At 70.1% G+C, this 15,777-nt stretch carries 13 protein-coding genes and 2 pseudogenes; 7 read left to right on the top strand and 8 right to left on the bottom strand.

What is annotated here, in order from left to right; all coding sequences use genetic code 11:
* Positions 1-444: 444 nt before the first annotated feature.
* Positions 445-648 (top strand): annotated as a pseudogene (locus ADK55_RS35735) (transposase family protein); the annotation flags it as partial.
* Between the two features lie 6 nt (positions 649-654).
* Here the strand turns inward: ADK55_RS35735 and ADK55_RS02035 are convergent.
* Genes ADK55_RS02035 through ADK55_RS02025 form a run of 3 tightly spaced genes read right to left on the bottom strand, consistent with a single transcriptional unit; the run spans position 655 to position 3,344 of the window.
* The gene (locus tag ADK55_RS02035; RefSeq protein WP_063839422.1) at positions 655-1,920 is read right to left on the bottom strand and encodes a multidrug effflux MFS transporter; all 1,266 of its coding nucleotides are present in this window, start codon (positions 1,918-1,920) and stop codon (positions 655-657) included.
* A 3-nt stretch (positions 1,921-1,923) separates the two neighbouring features.
* Entirely contained in the window at positions 1,924-2,568 is a 645-nt protein-coding gene (locus tag ADK55_RS02030; protein ID WP_053675363.1) for an NAD(P)-dependent oxidoreductase, read from the bottom strand.
* 23 nt (positions 2,569-2,591) lie between these two features.
* A complete protein-coding gene (locus ADK55_RS02025) occupies positions 2,592-3,344 on the bottom strand; it encodes an MBL fold metallo-hydrolase (RefSeq protein ID WP_053675360.1) in 753 nt (250 codons plus the stop codon).
* Positions 3,345-3,425: 81 nt separating this feature from the next.
* On the opposite strand from ADK55_RS02025, the gene ADK55_RS02020 reads away from it, so the two are divergent.
* Both ADK55_RS02020 and ADK55_RS40840 read left to right on the top strand, forming a co-directional pair.
* The gene (locus ADK55_RS02020; RefSeq protein ID WP_053675357.1) at positions 3,426-4,055 is read left to right on the top strand and encodes a winged helix-turn-helix transcriptional regulator; all 630 of its coding nucleotides are present in this window, start codon (positions 3,426-3,428) and stop codon (positions 4,053-4,055) included.
* Positions 4,056-4,134: 79 nt separating this feature from the next.
* A pseudogene (locus tag ADK55_RS40840) lies at positions 4,135-4,408 on the top strand (DUF4158 domain-containing protein); the annotation flags it as partial.
* On the opposite strand, the gene ADK55_RS39005 reads toward ADK55_RS40840, so the two are convergent.
* A complete protein-coding gene (locus tag ADK55_RS39005) occupies positions 4,388-4,588 on the bottom strand; it encodes a hypothetical protein (RefSeq protein WP_199826418.1) in 201 nt (66 codons plus the stop codon). The pseudogene ADK55_RS40840 and the gene ADK55_RS39005 sit on opposite strands and share 21 nt — an antisense overlap.
* A 521-nt stretch (positions 4,589-5,109) precedes the next feature.
* Positions 5,110-5,748, bottom strand: a complete 639-nt coding sequence (locus ADK55_RS02015; protein ID WP_078998358.1) for a hypothetical protein — start codon at positions 5,746-5,748, stop codon at positions 5,110-5,112.
* 42 nt (positions 5,749-5,790) lie between these two features.
* Here ADK55_RS02015 and ADK55_RS02010 point away from each other — a divergent pair, with 42 nt between their 5' ends.
* Positions 5,791-6,183 carry a hypothetical protein gene (locus ADK55_RS02010; protein ID WP_053675355.1) on the top strand — a complete coding sequence of 131 codons (393 nt, stop codon included), beginning with the start codon at positions 5,791-5,793 and terminating at the stop codon, positions 6,181-6,183.
* A gap of 183 nt (positions 6,184-6,366) precedes the next feature.
* On the opposite strand, the gene ADK55_RS02005 is transcribed toward ADK55_RS02010, so the two are convergent.
* Both ADK55_RS02005 and ADK55_RS02000 read right to left on the bottom strand, forming a co-directional pair.
* Complete coding sequence (locus tag ADK55_RS02005; protein WP_053675367.1) at positions 6,367-7,110, bottom strand: hypothetical protein; 744 nt, start codon at positions 7,108-7,110, stop codon at positions 6,367-6,369.
* A 1,882-nt stretch (positions 7,111-8,992) separates the two neighbouring features.
* A complete protein-coding gene (locus ADK55_RS02000; protein WP_234349849.1) occupies positions 8,993-9,514 on the bottom strand; it encodes a hypothetical protein in 522 nt (173 codons plus the stop codon).
* Between the two features lie 278 nt (positions 9,515-9,792).
* Here ADK55_RS02000 and ADK55_RS01995 point away from each other — a divergent pair, with 278 nt between their 5' ends.
* Positions 9,793-11,367, top strand: a complete 1,575-nt coding sequence (locus ADK55_RS01995) for a prenyltransferase/squalene oxidase repeat-containing protein (protein ID WP_053675353.1) — start codon at positions 9,793-9,795, stop codon at positions 11,365-11,367.
* Positions 11,358-12,023 (top strand): HAD family hydrolase, encoded by a 666-nt coding sequence (locus ADK55_RS01990; protein WP_053675351.1) that lies wholly within the window; start codon positions 11,358-11,360, stop codon positions 12,021-12,023. Before ADK55_RS01995 ends, ADK55_RS01990 begins: the two co-directional genes overlap by 10 nt.
* A gap of 206 nt (positions 12,024-12,229) precedes the next feature.
* Here the strand turns inward: ADK55_RS01990 and ADK55_RS01985 are convergent, their stop codons facing one another.
* A complete protein-coding gene (locus ADK55_RS01985) occupies positions 12,230-12,895 on the bottom strand; it encodes a hypothetical protein (RefSeq protein WP_053675365.1) in 666 nt (221 codons plus the stop codon).
* Between the two features lie 309 nt (positions 12,896-13,204).
* Here ADK55_RS01985 and ADK55_RS01980 point away from each other — a divergent pair, with 309 nt between their 5' ends.
* Positions 13,205-15,538, top strand: a complete 2,334-nt coding sequence (locus ADK55_RS01980; protein ID WP_053675349.1) for an Orn/Lys/Arg decarboxylase N-terminal domain-containing protein — start codon at positions 13,205-13,207, stop codon at positions 15,536-15,538.
* Positions 15,539-15,777: the final 239 nt, after the last annotated feature.

Genomic DNA, 15,777 nt, shown 5'->3' with positions numbered 1-15,777 from the left:
AAGCGCGACCACGTCTGGGACAACCGCGCCGACACCGCCACCCTGCGCGACGACCGCAACCACACCGTCGACACCGAGTCCTGGGGCCGCCGCCGCTAAGCGAGTTCCGGCCCGCCGCTCGTGAACGGGCGGTAGCCGAACCTGTGATGATCGTGTGCCGGGTGGCCCGCCAGCCTCCCGGCACACACCTGTTCCGCGCGCGTTGAGCCATGACTCCCGTTGAGGGCGTCGGGCGGTGGAGTTCGAGGACGGGCTTGGTTGTCGACGGTGAACGTGTCTGGGCCCCGACCTGGGGGAGTAGGTCGGGGCCCAGCGGGCGCAACGGGTCGGTGCCGTGCGCGGTTCAGTGGCGGAAGGTGTCCTTGACGTCTTCCTTGGCCTGGCGGGCGTTGCCCTTGGCCTGGATGACGAAGGCGCCCACGGAGTCCTGGTCTGGGTTCCAGACGATTCAGGCCCAAGCTGTCCCGGCGGCAGAAGGCCGTCAACCGCGCCCACGCGAAGATCCGCGCTCGCGGCGAACGGGCCATCGCTACCCTCAAAACCTGGAGAATCCTGGTCAAGCTGCGCTGCTGCCCGCGCCGAGCCACCGCAATCGTGCAGGCCATCCTCGTCCTGCACCACGTCGAGTCACCGCGTTACGAAGGATGAAACGGCTCACTGGATGCCGGCTCGTCTGCGATCGATGTGCCGGCGCGGTCGCCGGTGCCCGGCAGGTCCTTGGCGAGCCGGCCTGCGAGTGCGCTCACCGGGCATCGACCGGGTGAGGACGCCGAGTGTGAGCAGAGCGAGCGCCGGCAGCACGGCGACGATGATTCCCATCGGCAAGGCGTCGGTGGCGCCACCCGCGCCGGCCAGCGGAGCAAGTGCGCCGCCGATCATGAACTGGCTGAAGCCGAGCAGCGCGGCGGCCGACCCGGCGTGTCCGCCGTGGTCGGCCAGGGCCTGGGCCGCGGCGTTCGGCATGACGAGGCCCACGCTGGAGACCAGGACGAACAGGCCGATCAGGAGCGCGGGCAGGGGTGCCCGTGTCAGCACCGCGGCCAGAACCGTGGTGCCACCGGCTGTCGCGCCCAGCAGACCGGCGAGCAGCAGCACGCGGGCGCCGGCCCGGGCCACCAGCCGACCGCTGATCTGGGCGGCCGCAATGAGTCCGGCGGCGTTGACGGCGAACACGGCGCTGTACTGCTGCGGTGACAGGCCGTGGATTTCCTGCAGGACGAACGGCGAGCCGGAGATGTAGGCGAACATCGCCGCGAAGACCAGGCCGTTGGCCAGGACGTACCCGGTGAAGACCCGGTCGCTGAGCAGCTGCCCGACGACAGCCGGCAGCGGCTGGCGTGACGCGGAGGACCGGGTCTCCGGCAGTCCTGCGGCGGAGGCCGCCAGCATCACGGCGCCGAGTACGGCCAGGCCCACGAAGATCCCCGGCCAGGCCGTGACGCGCAGTAGCTGGCCGCCGAGGACCGGCGCGAACACCGGCGCCAGGCCGGTGATCAAGGTCAGTGCGGAGAAGAGACGTGCGGTGCGGGTTCCAGAGGTGCGGTCGCGGACCATGGCGTTGGCGATGACGATGCCGAACGCCCCGCCGATGCCCTGAACCAGGCGTAGGCCGACGAAGGTGCGGACGTCGGGTGCCACCGCGCAGAGCGCGCTGGCGATCGTGTAGAGGGCGAGGCCCGCCAGCAACGGACGCCGCCGGCCGTAGATGTCGCTCAGCGGCCCGGCGATCAGCTGCCCGATGGCCAGCCCGACCAGGCAGGCGGTGATGGTGAGCTGGGTGGCCGCGGCGCCGGCGCGCAGGTCGCCGGCGAGGTCCGGCAGTCCGGGCAGGTAGCCGTCGATGGACAGTGGTCCCAGGGCCACGAGCGCTGCGAGCAGGACGATGAATCGGGTTTGCCGGCCGGCGGCGTCGTTGCTCATGGCTCAGTACGCCACGGTGATGCGGCGGCGGATCGCGGTGCCGCTCTCGATCGTGTCGGCCAAGGCGATCGCGTAGTCGGCGTACGAGATGCGGCTGTTGCCGTCGTCGTCGGTGAGCAGGGTGTCCCCGGCGCTGCGGTAGGCCCCGGTCCGCTCGCCCGCTCCGATGACTGCGGCGGGCGACACGTACGTCCAGTCGAGGTCGTGCACGCCGCGGTAGAGGTCGAGCGCTTCGGACTGGGCCTCGGCGTTGGCCTTCCACAGCGCGGGGAAGTCCGGGTCGTCCATGACCCGGGCGCCGGTCGGCGTGCGTAGGCTACCGGCACCGCCGATGGTGACTAGGCGGGTGACGCCGGCTCGGCGGAGTCCGTCGATCAGCGCACGGGCGGCACCGACGATCGTGGCGCGGTCGTTCTCCTGGCCGATCCGGGGGCCGACGGCCGAGAGCACGGCGTCGTGGGAGGCGGCGAGGCCGGCGACCGCCGCGGGGTCGGTGACGTCACCGGTGGTCACGGTCAGGGCCTTGTGTTCGAGGCCGTTGATGTGGCCGGCTCGGGTGACCGCGGTGACGGTGTGGCCGCGACGCAGCAATTCCTCGGTGGTGGGCCGGCCGATGTTGCCGCCGGCACCGAACAGGACGATCTTCATGTGTTGCTCCTTGTTTCTGATGGTCAGAGGACGGGCTGGCCGTCGGCGATGATGGCCGCGGTGATGCCGCGCTCGTCGGCGGCGTGCTGGAAGCGCTGCTCGATGTCGGGTTGTTCGGTGTAGAACGGCGGGTTGTGGAACAGGCCGTAGTGCATGGCGCAGACGGTGCCGGCGCCGAGTGCGACGGCGGCCTCGACGCCCTGCTCGGGGGTCATGGTCGCCGGGACGTTGGCCGCGTAGCCCTCGAAGTGGGCGATGACGCCGTTGACCGGGACGAACGCGACGTCGAACGGGCCGTGGTCGCGGGCGATCTGCCACCAGCTGCCGTGCCACTGGGTGTCGCCGCAGTGGATGACCCGCCGGCCGGCGCCTTCGACGACCCAGGCGACCTGGTCACAGTCGTTGCCGCGCCAGTCCAGCGAGGTCACCGGGGTGACGGTCAGCTTTCCGATGCGCCGTGACTGGCCCAGGTCCTGGGCGACGGGGGTGATGCCCGCCTCGTGCAGCGCCGCCGCGCTCGGGGTGTGGCAGCCGATCGTGCCGGTGGCCGCGATCCGGGCGATCAGATCGTGGTCGTAGTGGTCGGGGTGCAGGTGGGTGATGAGGGCGTGGGTGCCGGGCGGGGTATCGACCGGGTCGACCGGCCGGTGCGGCGGCCCCATCACCGGCGCCAACGGAGCGACGTTGTCGAGCGGGTCGATCAGCAGGCGGGTGTCGCCGAGACGGATCTCGACGCCGGCCCAGGCCAGCCGACGCACGGAAAGGGTGGTGGTCATGGGCAGCGACGCTAGACCGACGTTGTTGAGAAAGTCAACAAGAGAGTTTTGAATCTCAACACCACGATGTAGGGTGGTGGCATGCGCACCTACGGGCAGTACTGCGGTATCGCGAAAGCACTGGACACCGTCGGCGACCGATGGACCCTGCTGATCGTCCGTGAACTGCTCGCCCTGGGTCCTTGCCGGCACACCGACCTGCGCAACGGGCTGCCCGGGATCGCCAGCAACCTGCTGGTCGACCGGCTCCGCGAACTCGAGGAAGCCGGCCTGATCCACCGCGAGGCCGCCCCGCCGCCGGTGGCCACCACCCTGTTCTCGCTCACCGAGCGTGGCCGCACGCTGGAGCCGGTGCTGCAGGAGCTGAGCCGGTGGGGCGTGCCGCTGTTGCGTGAGCCGGGCGGCAACGACACCTTCCGCACCCACTGGCTGGACATGCCGGCCCGGGCACTGACCGACCACCGCCCCGACCAGCCGGCAATCGCCCTGCAACTGCACGCCGACGGCAACGAAGACCTGGTCATCGAAGTCAAGGACGGCTCGGTGCACACACACGCCGGCCGGGTCGACCACCCCACCGCGTCACTGACCGGACCGCCGCACCTGCTGGCCGCCACCCTGCTCGGCGACCTCGATCTGAGCGCCGCAGTACAGCAAGGCCTGAGGCTCAGCGGCGAACGCGAGGCAGTACTGCGCATCCTGCCCCGCTGATCCGGGTGTGAGTAGTTGCCGTACAGAGGGTTCGGCGGAAGATCGTTGAGCGGCTGCGGGCGTCGTTAGCGTCAGGTCCATGCCAGTGCAGTTCTTGACCGACGAGCAGGCGGCTTCGTACGGGCAGTTCGATGAGGAGCCGACCCGGCCGGAGCTGGAGCGGTTCTTCTTCCTCGACGACGAGGACCGAAAAGCTGGTCGGTGAACGGCGCGGTGACCACAACCGGCTCGGGTTCGCCCTCCAGATGTGCACCGTGCGCTACATCGGCCGGTTCCTCCCGGACGACCCGCTGGACGTGCCGTGGGCGGTGGTGGAGTACCTCGGGGAACAGCTAGGCATTGAGGATGTCAGCTGAGCCCGCGGTTGCAAGGACGCGACGCAATGTCCATGACTCCGGCCGTTCCCGAATGCTGGTGCGCCATCCCTCCGGCGTCGCGGACAGGGAGATCTCCTTCGGCATGCCGAAGGGAGGCCGCTTCTTCTTCTCCTTCTTGCGTCTCACCATGCCGCCATTCAACATCTTCGGGTTCACGGTGATGCGTTCGGGTAGCCGACCGACACCGGTATCCGGGACGCCTTGTCGGCCGCCGCGGCCAGCGGGTGGGCGGTCTACGCGGACCGGTCCGCCCCTCGTCGATGCTCCGAAAAGCCGCACTCGGATGTCAGGCGGCAAGACACTCGATCGCACGCTCGTCGAGGTCGACGCCGCATTGCAGGCCGCGGGTTCGGAAGAGGGCGAGGTCGGCGCGCATCGTCTTGACGGCCTCGCAGGTGTGGATGTGGCGCTGTGCCGCTGTCTCCTGGCCCTGGTGGCGCAGGACCGCGGCGAGTTCGCGTGCGGCTGCCGCGGCCGCGAGCGGGGAGCCGGAGGCTTGCCAGGACGGCCGGCGCGTCCGGCATGCGCTCGGTGAGCGCGATCACGTCCTTGGTCATGCCACATCCCCCTGCTCATACGCCCACGTCGCTTGAATTTTCGACGCCCGGCTCCCTGACGCGGCCGGCTGGATTTCCCCAACCGCGGCCTTCAACAGCGACCTTGACGCTGTCGGTTGCCTAACCCCACGCCGTATCAGTGAGGTCCGGTCCAAGCCCGTCAATGATGTCGGGAGCCTGGAGTCCGTAGCCCTCCGCCAGCCCGTAGTACGTCGGCTCACCAGGTTCCGCCGGGATTCCGAGCACCTGTTCAAGTTCCTGGATTGCCGAAGCGAGCCGCGGTGCGTTGTTGGCCTGGATGGCAGGGTGGGGTTCGCCTCGGAAATCGCACTGCCCCCAAATATCGTGGTGTACGGACAGTTCAATCCAGAGGTCCGTCTCTTGAGGGGCCACGATGAGTTCCACGAGACGGTACTCACTGTGTCGTTCTCCGTCCGCGTCGAACCAAGCGCCCGGCCCAAGCACGCGGATTCCACCGATCTCTGCTTGCGGGTGACCGGTCGGTCGACAGGCGCGGATTGCGTCGGGCAGTGCGGGTGCGTCGAGTGAACGCGTGGTCAGGCGGCTGTGAACGCCGAGGCCGCCCCTGCCGGTCTGGAACCAGTCCCACTCAAGTGAAGCCGGCACCAGCAGGGCGTGCTTCTCCAGCACCGCACACATGCGCGACGCGGTCATGAGCGCGAACTCGAGACCGGGCTCTTCGACGTCCTCCAGATTCCAGGACCACGAGCCGCTCACTTTGGGTGCGCGCATCAGCATGGTCGGCAAACTCCTCAAGGTTTGACTGCATTGGTCGGATAGATGGTGACAGACCCGTCATCGAGCTACCTCGGCAAGGCCGCAGGCATCACCAAGCTCAAGGTCGGCGACCTCGTGGAGAGCCTGAAGGCCAGCCGGGCGGGCGTCGACGACATGGCCCGCACCATGCCCAGCGGGACCTCGCCGCACCCGGCCGACACGACCGCACCCCCTGCCGGTGCCGGTGACCGCCGCGGTCTCGACCTCCGCGCCCACACTGAGCTTTCCGGCCTTGCCGAGCTTGAGCAACGAGCCCGAGCCGATGGTCACGACGTTGAACAGCGCCGTCCCGAACGCCCGCGCGGGGTCCTTGTGCGTGCCTTGGTAGCTGTCGTGTTCGCCGTTCTCGAGGGCTACCACCTGGTCCGAGGGCTACTGCGTCGCCAAAACAGCTGAGACCTCCCCATTCGGTACGGGCCCGGCGAGGGCGCTGAGTCGATGCTGTATTGGGGTGTTGTCGGAGGAGTGGTGCGGGGTGCCTACGCCGCTGGGCAGGAAACCGAGCTCGCGTCTTGCGGGTTCCACCGTTCCCGTCCGACGGCTCCGAGCGGCCGCAGCGTGCCGCAGGCGGCACGGGGGTCAGGGCGGGGGGATGCGGGACAGCAGTGCGCGAATCGCCGCTATGCGGAGGTGTGTTGGGTGCAGGTACCGCTCGCAAGCAGCCAGTGCCCGGTTGGCTTCCGCCTGGGCCTCGCCATTGCGGCCGAGGGCGTGTAGCGCGGCGGCTTTGTAGAGCTCCAAGTGTCCAACACCGTGTGCCGGCGCCTTGGGTAGGGCCTGCAGTGACTCTGTCAGAGCCTCCTCGTGGCGCTCCTGACCTGACAGGCTGCGGATCAGCAGGATCCGGAGCGAGCGCGCCCAAGCGTCGAAGGCCCGCGGCAGGTGTGCGCGGGCGATCGTCTCCGACTCCTCGTAGCGGCCCTGGGCGCACAGGGCGTCCCCGAAGCAGAGCAGGGCGGACAGTTCGAGCTGGTCCTCCTCGGCGCGGTTCGCCCGCCGGGCCAGGGAACGCAGGACGTTCTGGGCCTCCGTCTCCGCGTCGGCGGCCCTTTCTACGTCGATCAGCGCCCACGCGCGGGCCAGGCGGGCGGGCAGCAGCAGATTGTGGTGGACGCCGTAGGTCCGCTCGGCCTCCGCAATCAGGGCGTCCAACTCGGCCAGCAGTGACGCCTCTTGCCGTCCATGGATGCGCGCGGCGAGGGTTGCGACGTAGGTGGCATACCAGACGGTGGCTGGCCGGCGGTCCCGACCGTTGCGGCTCCGCCGGGCTGCGACGAGGGCTCGGGCTCGCGCCTCCGCATCCTCGAACCGGCCCTCCTCCATCAGCGCGCGGGCCTCCTCGAGAGCGGCAAGATGCCACGGGGCCGGGGCCCCGCCTGCCCACGCGACCCAGGAGGTCGCCTGCCCCATACGGCTGAGGTGCGTCATGGCAGGTGAGGGTACGTGCCCACCGAGAACCCCCGAGCGGCGGGTCCGGCAGCGCGCGGTGGGATGCCGCCAAGTTGGAGTGGGTCCGGTCGTGGCGCGGTCTGGAGATCGCAACCCGACTGTTAGCGGAAGTACAGAAGGCCAGAGACGAGGAGCGTCGGCAGCGCGAGAGGGCACGACAGCGAGCGCGGTACGAGTTCAGGGCCCCATTCGAGTCGGAAGAGGCGGAAGCGGGCGTGCCCCTCGCCGTGAACCGGGTGCCGACAATTGGGTTGGTGGAGAAGCGGGGCGTGCTGTCCGTCCGGACTCACGGACTACCAACCGGGCCGGTGTAAGACCTACCGAGGGACCGAGGCAGCAGGTGCGAAGGGTAGAGAGGCCGGCGAGAAGGTGTGGGAGGAGCCTCACGTTTACGCATGGCGGGAAGTGTCAACATCTTCCGCGGCCAGTCGTAGGCGGAAGAAGCAGGGCCAATGAGCTCGCCGGTCGGGCCGGTGCGCTGACAGGCCGCGGCACGGCAGACGGCGCCGCCCGTGCCGAGCAGCAGAACGCCAGCGAAGCCCAGGCGAAGGCCAACGCGGCCCTTGCGGCCATCGCAGCCGCCGAGGCCGTGCAGACGCAGGCAGGGGAGGACGCCGAGCTCGGAGAGTTCACCCTCCCCGAGGTTCCCGGATCCGCCAAGGACAGGCTCGACCGGTTCGACCGCCTCCTCGACGCCGAGCTGAGCGGGACGGTACGGGTCAAGGCCCGATATGACATGGTCCTCGGTCACGTGCTCCAGGCCGTCAATGACTCCGGCGACTGGAAGGAGGCAGGCCACGACTCCTTCGAGGCGTACGCCAAGGTCCGCGGCGTGGCCCTCTCCCGCGCCTACGAGCTCATGACCGCCGCTCCCGTCCTCCAGATCATGCTTTCTGCGATCGCAGAATTCCCCACCATGCGCCCCGCGGTACTGCACGGCAAAGCGCTGCGAAGCATCTTCGACAGCGACGGTGAAAGCGGCGTCCTCACGGCCCTGCGCCCTGCTCCAAGAGCGAGGCGAGAAGGTCACCGTCCCCGCTCTAGCACTGGTATGTGCCGAAATCGAGGGAAGCGACCTTCCCGCAGCCCGATCCGCCAAGCCTTTCAGCTCGGTACCGATCGCCCTTGCCAAGGTCCACCGCCGTGCCGAGGCCGTCGAGGGCCTCGACATCGAAGCTCTGTCGAAACTCGCCCCCGCGGCCGACGACGTCTTCGAGCAGATCGCCGCCGGCTACGAGGAAGCCGTCAAGCGGTTCCGCGCGGCGAAGAAGCAGGCCGCCGCCGAGAGGAAGAAGCGCGAGAAGTCCAGCGCCAAAGCGCGGGGCCGCAAGCGGGGCCGGGGCCGCTGTGAAGGGCAGGGATCAGTACCCGCCGGCGGCCCCCGGCGGCTACGTCAGTTTCCCGGACGGGGCGACGACCCGCCGCACGCCGTCGTGAGGGGATTGCCAGCGGCGCCTGTCGCTCAGGGGACTGGGGGTCAGGCGTTCTTGCGGTTGCCGTGGTCGTCGCAGGGCAGGTCGGCGGCCGGGTGGTTCATGGTGAAGTCGCGGGTGGCCTGTCGTTCGGCTTCGGTGATGGCGGTGGGTTGGACGTCGATGATGCCGCCGAAGGGCCGGTCGACGTCGCGGATGATGCACGGCGTTGTCGTCAGCAGTGCGGTGATGATGACGAGGGTGAGGAGTTGGCCGCGGTTGTTGCGGCGGGGGAGGCAGATGCCGAGGGCGATGACGGTGATGGCCAGGGTGGCGAGGAGGAATCAGAGGATGGCGCTGGGGGTGCTGGCGGTGGCCTGGGTGAGGCGTTCCTCGCGCTCCTCCGAGCGCTTGTTGTCGGCGGCGATGAGCATCCCGAAGACCGGCTTGCCCTCCACCTCGCGGAAGACTCGGCGGAAGTCGGTGGACCACACACTGGGAGCTGGCGAGCCGTGGCCGTCGGCCATCGCGGGCCACTCCTGGACGCGTACGGCACGGGCGTAGCAGACGGCGTCCGCCTGGACCCTGGCCCGCTGCGCCGCGGGCGCGTATTCAGCTGACTCGACGAGCTGGTCGACAGCGCGGGCTTCGCCGCGTGAGGCGACCTCGGCTTTGCCGTAGGACCCGTTCGCGGTGACGAGGACGAAGGCGAGCAGCAGCACGGTCAGCGTCAGCAGCGGGCCGACGAGGTCTTTGACGGCCATCCCCGTGTCGTCGTCCTCGTTGAGGAGCCGGGGCCGCAGGAAGCGGTTCGCGGCCAGGCCGGCGAGCAGGGCCAGTACGGCCACGACGATGACGAGGGCCACGGGTGGATGCCTCCGAGGGGCGGTTTGGCGGGTTCCCGGTGCGGGCGGGCGCCGTGATCATGACTGAGCGGGTGAGGGGAGCGGAACAGCGGAAACGATCGTTCGCCCCCGCACGGGGGACACCCCTTGCGCCAGCGGGAGCAACCCCCGCTGAGGGCTGCGTTCGTGGGATTCGGTTCGCGTACGCCACCGGTTCGTGTCGTTTCGTACGGCGGACCGCAGGGCAGCCTCGCCCGGTGCTGAATTGGATCTTCACGGACCGTGGCGGAAGGGCAGGCATGAAGCCGGTCGATGTGCGGGCCGGCGAGCGGGTGCCGGATGCCCGGCCCGCTTCCGCCGGGAACGCGGTGGTGGCGCGGGCCGGGCGTTGCCTGGACAGGGCGGTGGAGTTCGCCCTCGAAACGCAGGCCGCTGACGGGGCCTGGTACGTCCCCTCGGAGCCGCGGATCCTGGAGAACGCGGTCGTGGCCTGCTCGCTGGCTGGGCTGGAGCGGGCTCATCACGCGCGGGAGAGGGCGCTGTGCTGGTTGGAAGGTGCCGTGCCGCAGCGGCATGATCCGTTCGTGGCGGCCGCCGACCAGTGGCTCGCCGCCCTGCACCGCACCGATGACCTCACCGCGTTCACGGCTGGGCTCCCACCGGGGGGACGGCCGTATGCCCGGCGGGCCTTGTACCTCGATGCCCTGGGCTGCGCGGTCGGCGCCGCCGGGGCCGATGCCCGCCGGCTGCTCGACCATGCCGGGGCCGCGCTCGGGCACGATCGCGGGCGCCGGATCACACCGTGGCAGCGGGCCATGCTGCTCGCCTTCGAGGCCCTCGCAGGTTCCGCTCTGGGCATGCCCCTGCCCCGGGACACACTTCAGGAGTGGGCCCGGTCGCAGTCGCCGGACGGCTCGTTCTACGGAATGCCGCTGGTGACGGGGATGCTCCATCTCGCCCTGACCCGGACGGCCCCCGACCACCCGATGACCCGTCGGTGCCGCGCGGCCCTGCTGGCGGCCCAGCAGCCTGATGGGACGTGGCGTTTCCTGGTCAGCGAGGTGTGGGACACCGGCCTGATGGTCCGCGCGCTGCGCGGGCATCCCCTCTTCGGCTCCGGCGCCCTTCCGGCCGCTGTGGGCTTCCTCGCTGCGGCGCAGAAACCTGACGGGGGCTGGGCGTGCACGGCTGCGCTCGCATCCGACAACGACACCACTGGCAACACCCTCCTCGCGCTTGCCGGTACCACCCCGCCCGACCGGGTCCTCGCTGCCGCCGCCCGCTACGCGCGCAGGCACCAGACGCCCGAGGGCCTGTGGACCACGTGGCATTCCAGCGACGACACTCCGGCCCCCGATGTCGTCGCCCACATGACCGCCGGTATCTGTGCCGCGGCCCTACCGGGGATCGATCTCGCGCCGGCCCGCCGCTGGCTGGCATCACGCGCCACCGCGGAGGGTTGGACCTCGGACTGGTATCTTCCGCCGGCTTACGGCGCCGCCGAGATCGCACCGGCGCTCGCTCCGCACCCGGCCGGTCGCGCCGCGCTCCCGGCGCTCCTGGCCTCCCAGCAGCCCGACGGCGGCTGGCCTCGGATCCCGGGCGAGCCCTACTCCAGCCCGACGGCCACCGGCCTGGCCCTCACCGCCCTCACCACCAGCGGACACGACCCCCACGGCGAGGCCGCCGTCACGCGCGGGATGAGCTTCCTCATCGACTCACAGAACGCCGACGGCAGCTGGAGCGACCGTCCGGTCATGTACGGACCGAGGCTCTTCGTCACCGTGACCACCACTCAGGTCCACGCACTGGCCGCCCGCGGACTACGCGACGCACTCCACGCGGCCTCCCACCGTGAAGAGGCATGCCCGTGACCCCACACCCCACCCCAACTCCCGACGACGTCGCCACGCCCGCCGAGGTATGCGACTTCCTGGCCGCTCATCAGCCGGCAGCGTGCGTCTTCGATTTCGACGGCACCCTGGTCGACACCAGCACCATCAACACCGACGCCGCCCGCGCCACCCTCAACGACCTCGGACTCACCGTCCCCGAGCCATGGCTGCGCCAGGCCCCCCTGGCCGACCTCGCCACCCTACGCGACCGTCTACGCACCGACCTGGGCTTGTCACTACTCTGCAGCGAGAGGGAGTTCGTCGACCGGGCCCGCGCCCACTGGCTCGCCCGCACCGGCCTCGTACAGCGGGTGCCGCGGGTGACGGCACTCGCCCGGCACCTGGCTTCCTCCGTTCCCCTGGCCGTGGCCTCTGCCAATGACGGACACGTCGTCCGAGCCGGCCTCACCGCCACCGGACTGGCCGACCTCTTCGAGATCGTCGTCGCCCGCGAGCACGTCACCCGTCTCAAACCCGCCCCCGACGCCTACCTCCAGGCCGCCGCACAGCTCGCCGTCCCACCCCACCGGTGCCTGGCCTTCGAGAACACCGACGAGGGAATCGCCGCAGCTCTCACCGCCGGCATGCCCGTGATCGACGTCCGCCCCAGTAACTGGACCATTCACACTCCATGACCCTGCCCATTTCATCGACGGCCCTCTGGGCGCCACCGCGCTTGGACGGCGTCGCCACGGCCGACGACGCGTGTGGGGGCAGACCCGTGCGACGACCACCACCTGGTCCAGCTCAACCGACACCCACCGCGGCCGCCCTCTGCGAAGCGCCTGGCGACGGGCCCAGGCAGCTCGCCGCCGCCTCGGGCCCCGCCTGGCCTGGTGATTCAGGTGTAGAGGAGGGAGGCGGAGGAGGTGGTCGCTTCTTGGCGGCCGGGTGTGGTGTAGGCGAAGTTCAGAACGGTACGCCGCACCCCTGGCCTCGCGAGTGGGGTGACGCGGTGGGCGGTGAGGTCGCTGCGCAGGAGGTATCCGTCGGCCGGCTGGTGGTGGACGCGGCGGGCACCGGGGGTGTCGAGGGCGGCGAGGTCGGCGCGGCCTGGGTGGAACTCGAGGAGTCCGCCGTCGTCAGGGCGGGGCGGGGCTTCGAGGAAGAGGACCAGGGCGAGTGGGTAGTCGTCCGTGTGGGCGCCGTGGGTGTCGCCGGGTTGGTGCAGGATGTTCAGGACGTGGCGTTCGACGGGGTCGCGCACGGCAACGACCCTCTCGCCCAGCAGTACGCCCAGCAGCCGTGCCAGGTCCTGGTCCTGGTAGAGGCGGGTGATCGTGGGGGAGTGGCGGGCGATGTGGTGTCCGCCGAGGGTGGTCATGTGCCGGGGGCTGTCGTCCATGCAGGGCATGCGGAAGTCCCGGCGCACCGCGTCCGCCTCCAGCCTGCTTGCTTCGTCACCGAGCTCCGTGAGTCCCTTCGGGCTGAGCAGGCTGGGCAGGGCGAGGTAGCCGTCGGCGGTGAACTGCTGACGCAGGGGTTCCCAGCGCGAGGGCGCAGGCATCGTGAACACGGCGCATGCATCCCGCGTACCTGCCTGGAACAAACCCGCCTCGACCACTTGGCGCGGTGGCCTGTGGGCCGGCCGCGCTGGTCGCCGGCCGTGCCGGCGCGGTCCGCGAACCCGACGTCTACACCGGGGGCCGTCCCGCTCCACGGTGACGCTGTCTTCGAGCCGGGGTCTGCGGAACCTGGGGTGCCCTGTCATGCGCCCCCGCCGAACGGGTGAGGGTCGCCGGATTCCGACCCGGTCCGTGGTGTTTGAACTCGATGCTTGGCAGGTCGGGATGGGTTGACGCACGTGGAGAGTGTCATGGCGAACGGTAGTGTCCTGCTGGCTTTGCGCGAGGACCCCTTGGGTCGGGGCGTCGGTGGTGACCAACTGCGAAGGATCGGAAAGGAGTTGGAGAACCGTGGCTTGGAGGTGCGGTGGGCGCGGACCGTCGAGGCGGCCTGCGCCGCCCTGCGTACGGAGGCGGGCCTGTCGGCCGCGGTCGTTGCCTGGGACCTGCCGTCCGAGACCGGTGAGGACAGCGACGGCCGGGGAGCGGCCGTCTTGCGCCAGATCACCCGCCGATTCACGGCCCTGCCCGTCTTCGTCGTCATGAGCGAGGAATCGGACCACGGCCTGGACCGCCTCCCCCTGTGGGTGGCGGAGAGTGCCGTCGGATACATCTGGCCTCTGGAGGACACGCCGTCCTTCATCGCCGGCCGGGTCTTCAACGCCGCCCGGGAGTACGGCGACTCCGTCCTGCCGCCGTTCTTCAAAGCGCTGCGACGGTTCGACGACGCCCACGAGTACTCCTGGCACACCCCGGCGCACTCGGGCGGCGTGGCCTTCTTGAAGTCGCCCGTCGGCCGGGCCTTCTTCGACTACTACGGTGAGCGGCTCTTCCGCACCGACCTGTCGATCTCGGTGGAGGAACTAGGTTCCCTCTTCGAGCACAGCGGCCCCATCGGGGAAGCGGAGCGCAACGCCGCCCGCATCTTCGGCGCCGACCGCACGTACTTCGTGCTCCAGGGCGACTCCACCGCGGACCGCATGGTCGGCCACTACTGCGTCACCGCCGACGAGATCGCCCTGGTGGACCGCAACTGCCACAAGTCAGTGCTGCACGGGCTGGTGATGTCGGGTGCGCGCCCGGTCTACCTCGTCCCGACCCGCAACGGATACGGGCTGGCCGGGCCGCTTCCGGCGCGCGAGACAGCGCCTGCCGCGGTCGCCGCCCGGATCGCCGCCCACCCGCTGACACCGGGCGCGGTCTCGCCCCAGGCCCAGTACGCGGTGATCACGAACTCGACGTACGACGGCCTGTGCTACGACACCGTGGAGACGGCGCGCACACTGGCACCCAGCACTCCACGGCTGCACTTCGACGAGGCCTGGTTCGCCTACGCGCGCTTCCATCCCCTGTACGCCGGCCGGTACGGCATGGCCGTGGGGCCGCACACCCTCGAGGGTGACGAGCGTCCCACGGTCTTCGCGACCCAGTCGACGCACAAACTGCTGGCCGCCCTGTCGCAGAGCGCCATGGTCCACGTGAAGTCCTCGCCCCGAGCGCCGGTCGAGCACCACCGGTTCAACGAGACCTTCATGATGCACGGCACCACCTCGGCGCTGTACCCGATGATCGCCTCATTGGACGTGGCCGCGGCGATGATGGACGGACCGCAGGGCGAGTGGCTGGTCAACGAGGCGGTGACCGAGGCCGTGCGGTTCCGGCAGGCCCTCGTCCGTACCGGGCGCCGGATCGCGGAGGCCGGGGACCGGCCGCCGTGGTTCTTCGGCGTCTGGCAGCCCGACACCGTCACCGACCCGGCCGACGGGACCACCGTGACCTTCGCAGACGCCTCACCGGCACTCCTGGCCTCCGAACCCCGCTGCTGGGAGCTCGTCCCGGAGGCGGACTGGCACGGCTTCAAGGGACTCAGCGAGGGCCAGTGCCTCCTGGACCCCATCAAGGTGACGCTGACCTGCCCCGGCGTCAATGCGCGCGGTGAGGCGGACTCCTGGGGCATCCCCGCCCGCATCCTCACCGCATACCTGGCCGGCCGCGGCATCGTCGTGGAGAAGACCGACACCTACACCACCCTCGTCCTGTTCTCCATGGGCATCACCAAGGGCAAGTGGGGCACCCTGATGGACGCACTCATGGACTTCAAGGCCCTCCATGACGCAGACACCCCGCTGCGCCAAGTACTGCCCGATCTCGTCGAGCGCTACCCGCAGCGCTACAGCGGCACGACCCTGCGCGGTCTCTGCCAGGACATGCACGAACACCTCACCCGGGCGGAACTGATCGAAGCCCTGGACACCGCCTTCCAGCAACTGCCGGAACCCGTTGCCCCGCCCCAGGCCTGCTACCGGCAGCTGATCCGGGGCGGCACGGAACGGCTCCCCCTCGCCCAGGCCGCCGGCAGGGTGGCCGCGGCCATGGTGACCGTGACTCCCCCGGGGATCCCCGTCCTGATGCCCGGAGAAGCGCTCGGCGCGCCGGACGGCCCGGTCCTGCGCTACCTGTGTGCGCTGGAGGCGTTCGACCGGGCCTTCCCCGGGTTCCACAGCGAGGCCCACGGTGTCACCATCGACGGCGACACGGGGGACTACCTCATCGAATGCGTACGCCTGGGCATCCAGATGACGTGAGCCTCACGTCGCGTCGTGTTCGGGCCCGGGCAGTTCGAGTAGCGCTCCACCAGCCGGCGAGTCACCAGCCACTGTCAAAGCCATCAACCAAAGCCATCAACCAGATCCCGGCCTGAACACACGTCCGGCCTTGGGCCCCCCTTAGACCGTGTCCTATGTGGTGAGGCGGGCGAGCCGCTTGTAGCAGCAGATGGCGGCGGCGAGACCGAGAAAGGCCAGGTAGTTGCGGGGGTGGCGTT

The sequence above is a fragment of the Streptomyces sp. WM4235 genome (assembly GCF_001279725.1).
Lineage (GTDB): Bacteria > Actinomycetota > Actinomycetes > Streptomycetales > Streptomycetaceae > Streptomyces.
This window is presented reverse-complemented; position numbering and strand designations above follow the sequence as displayed.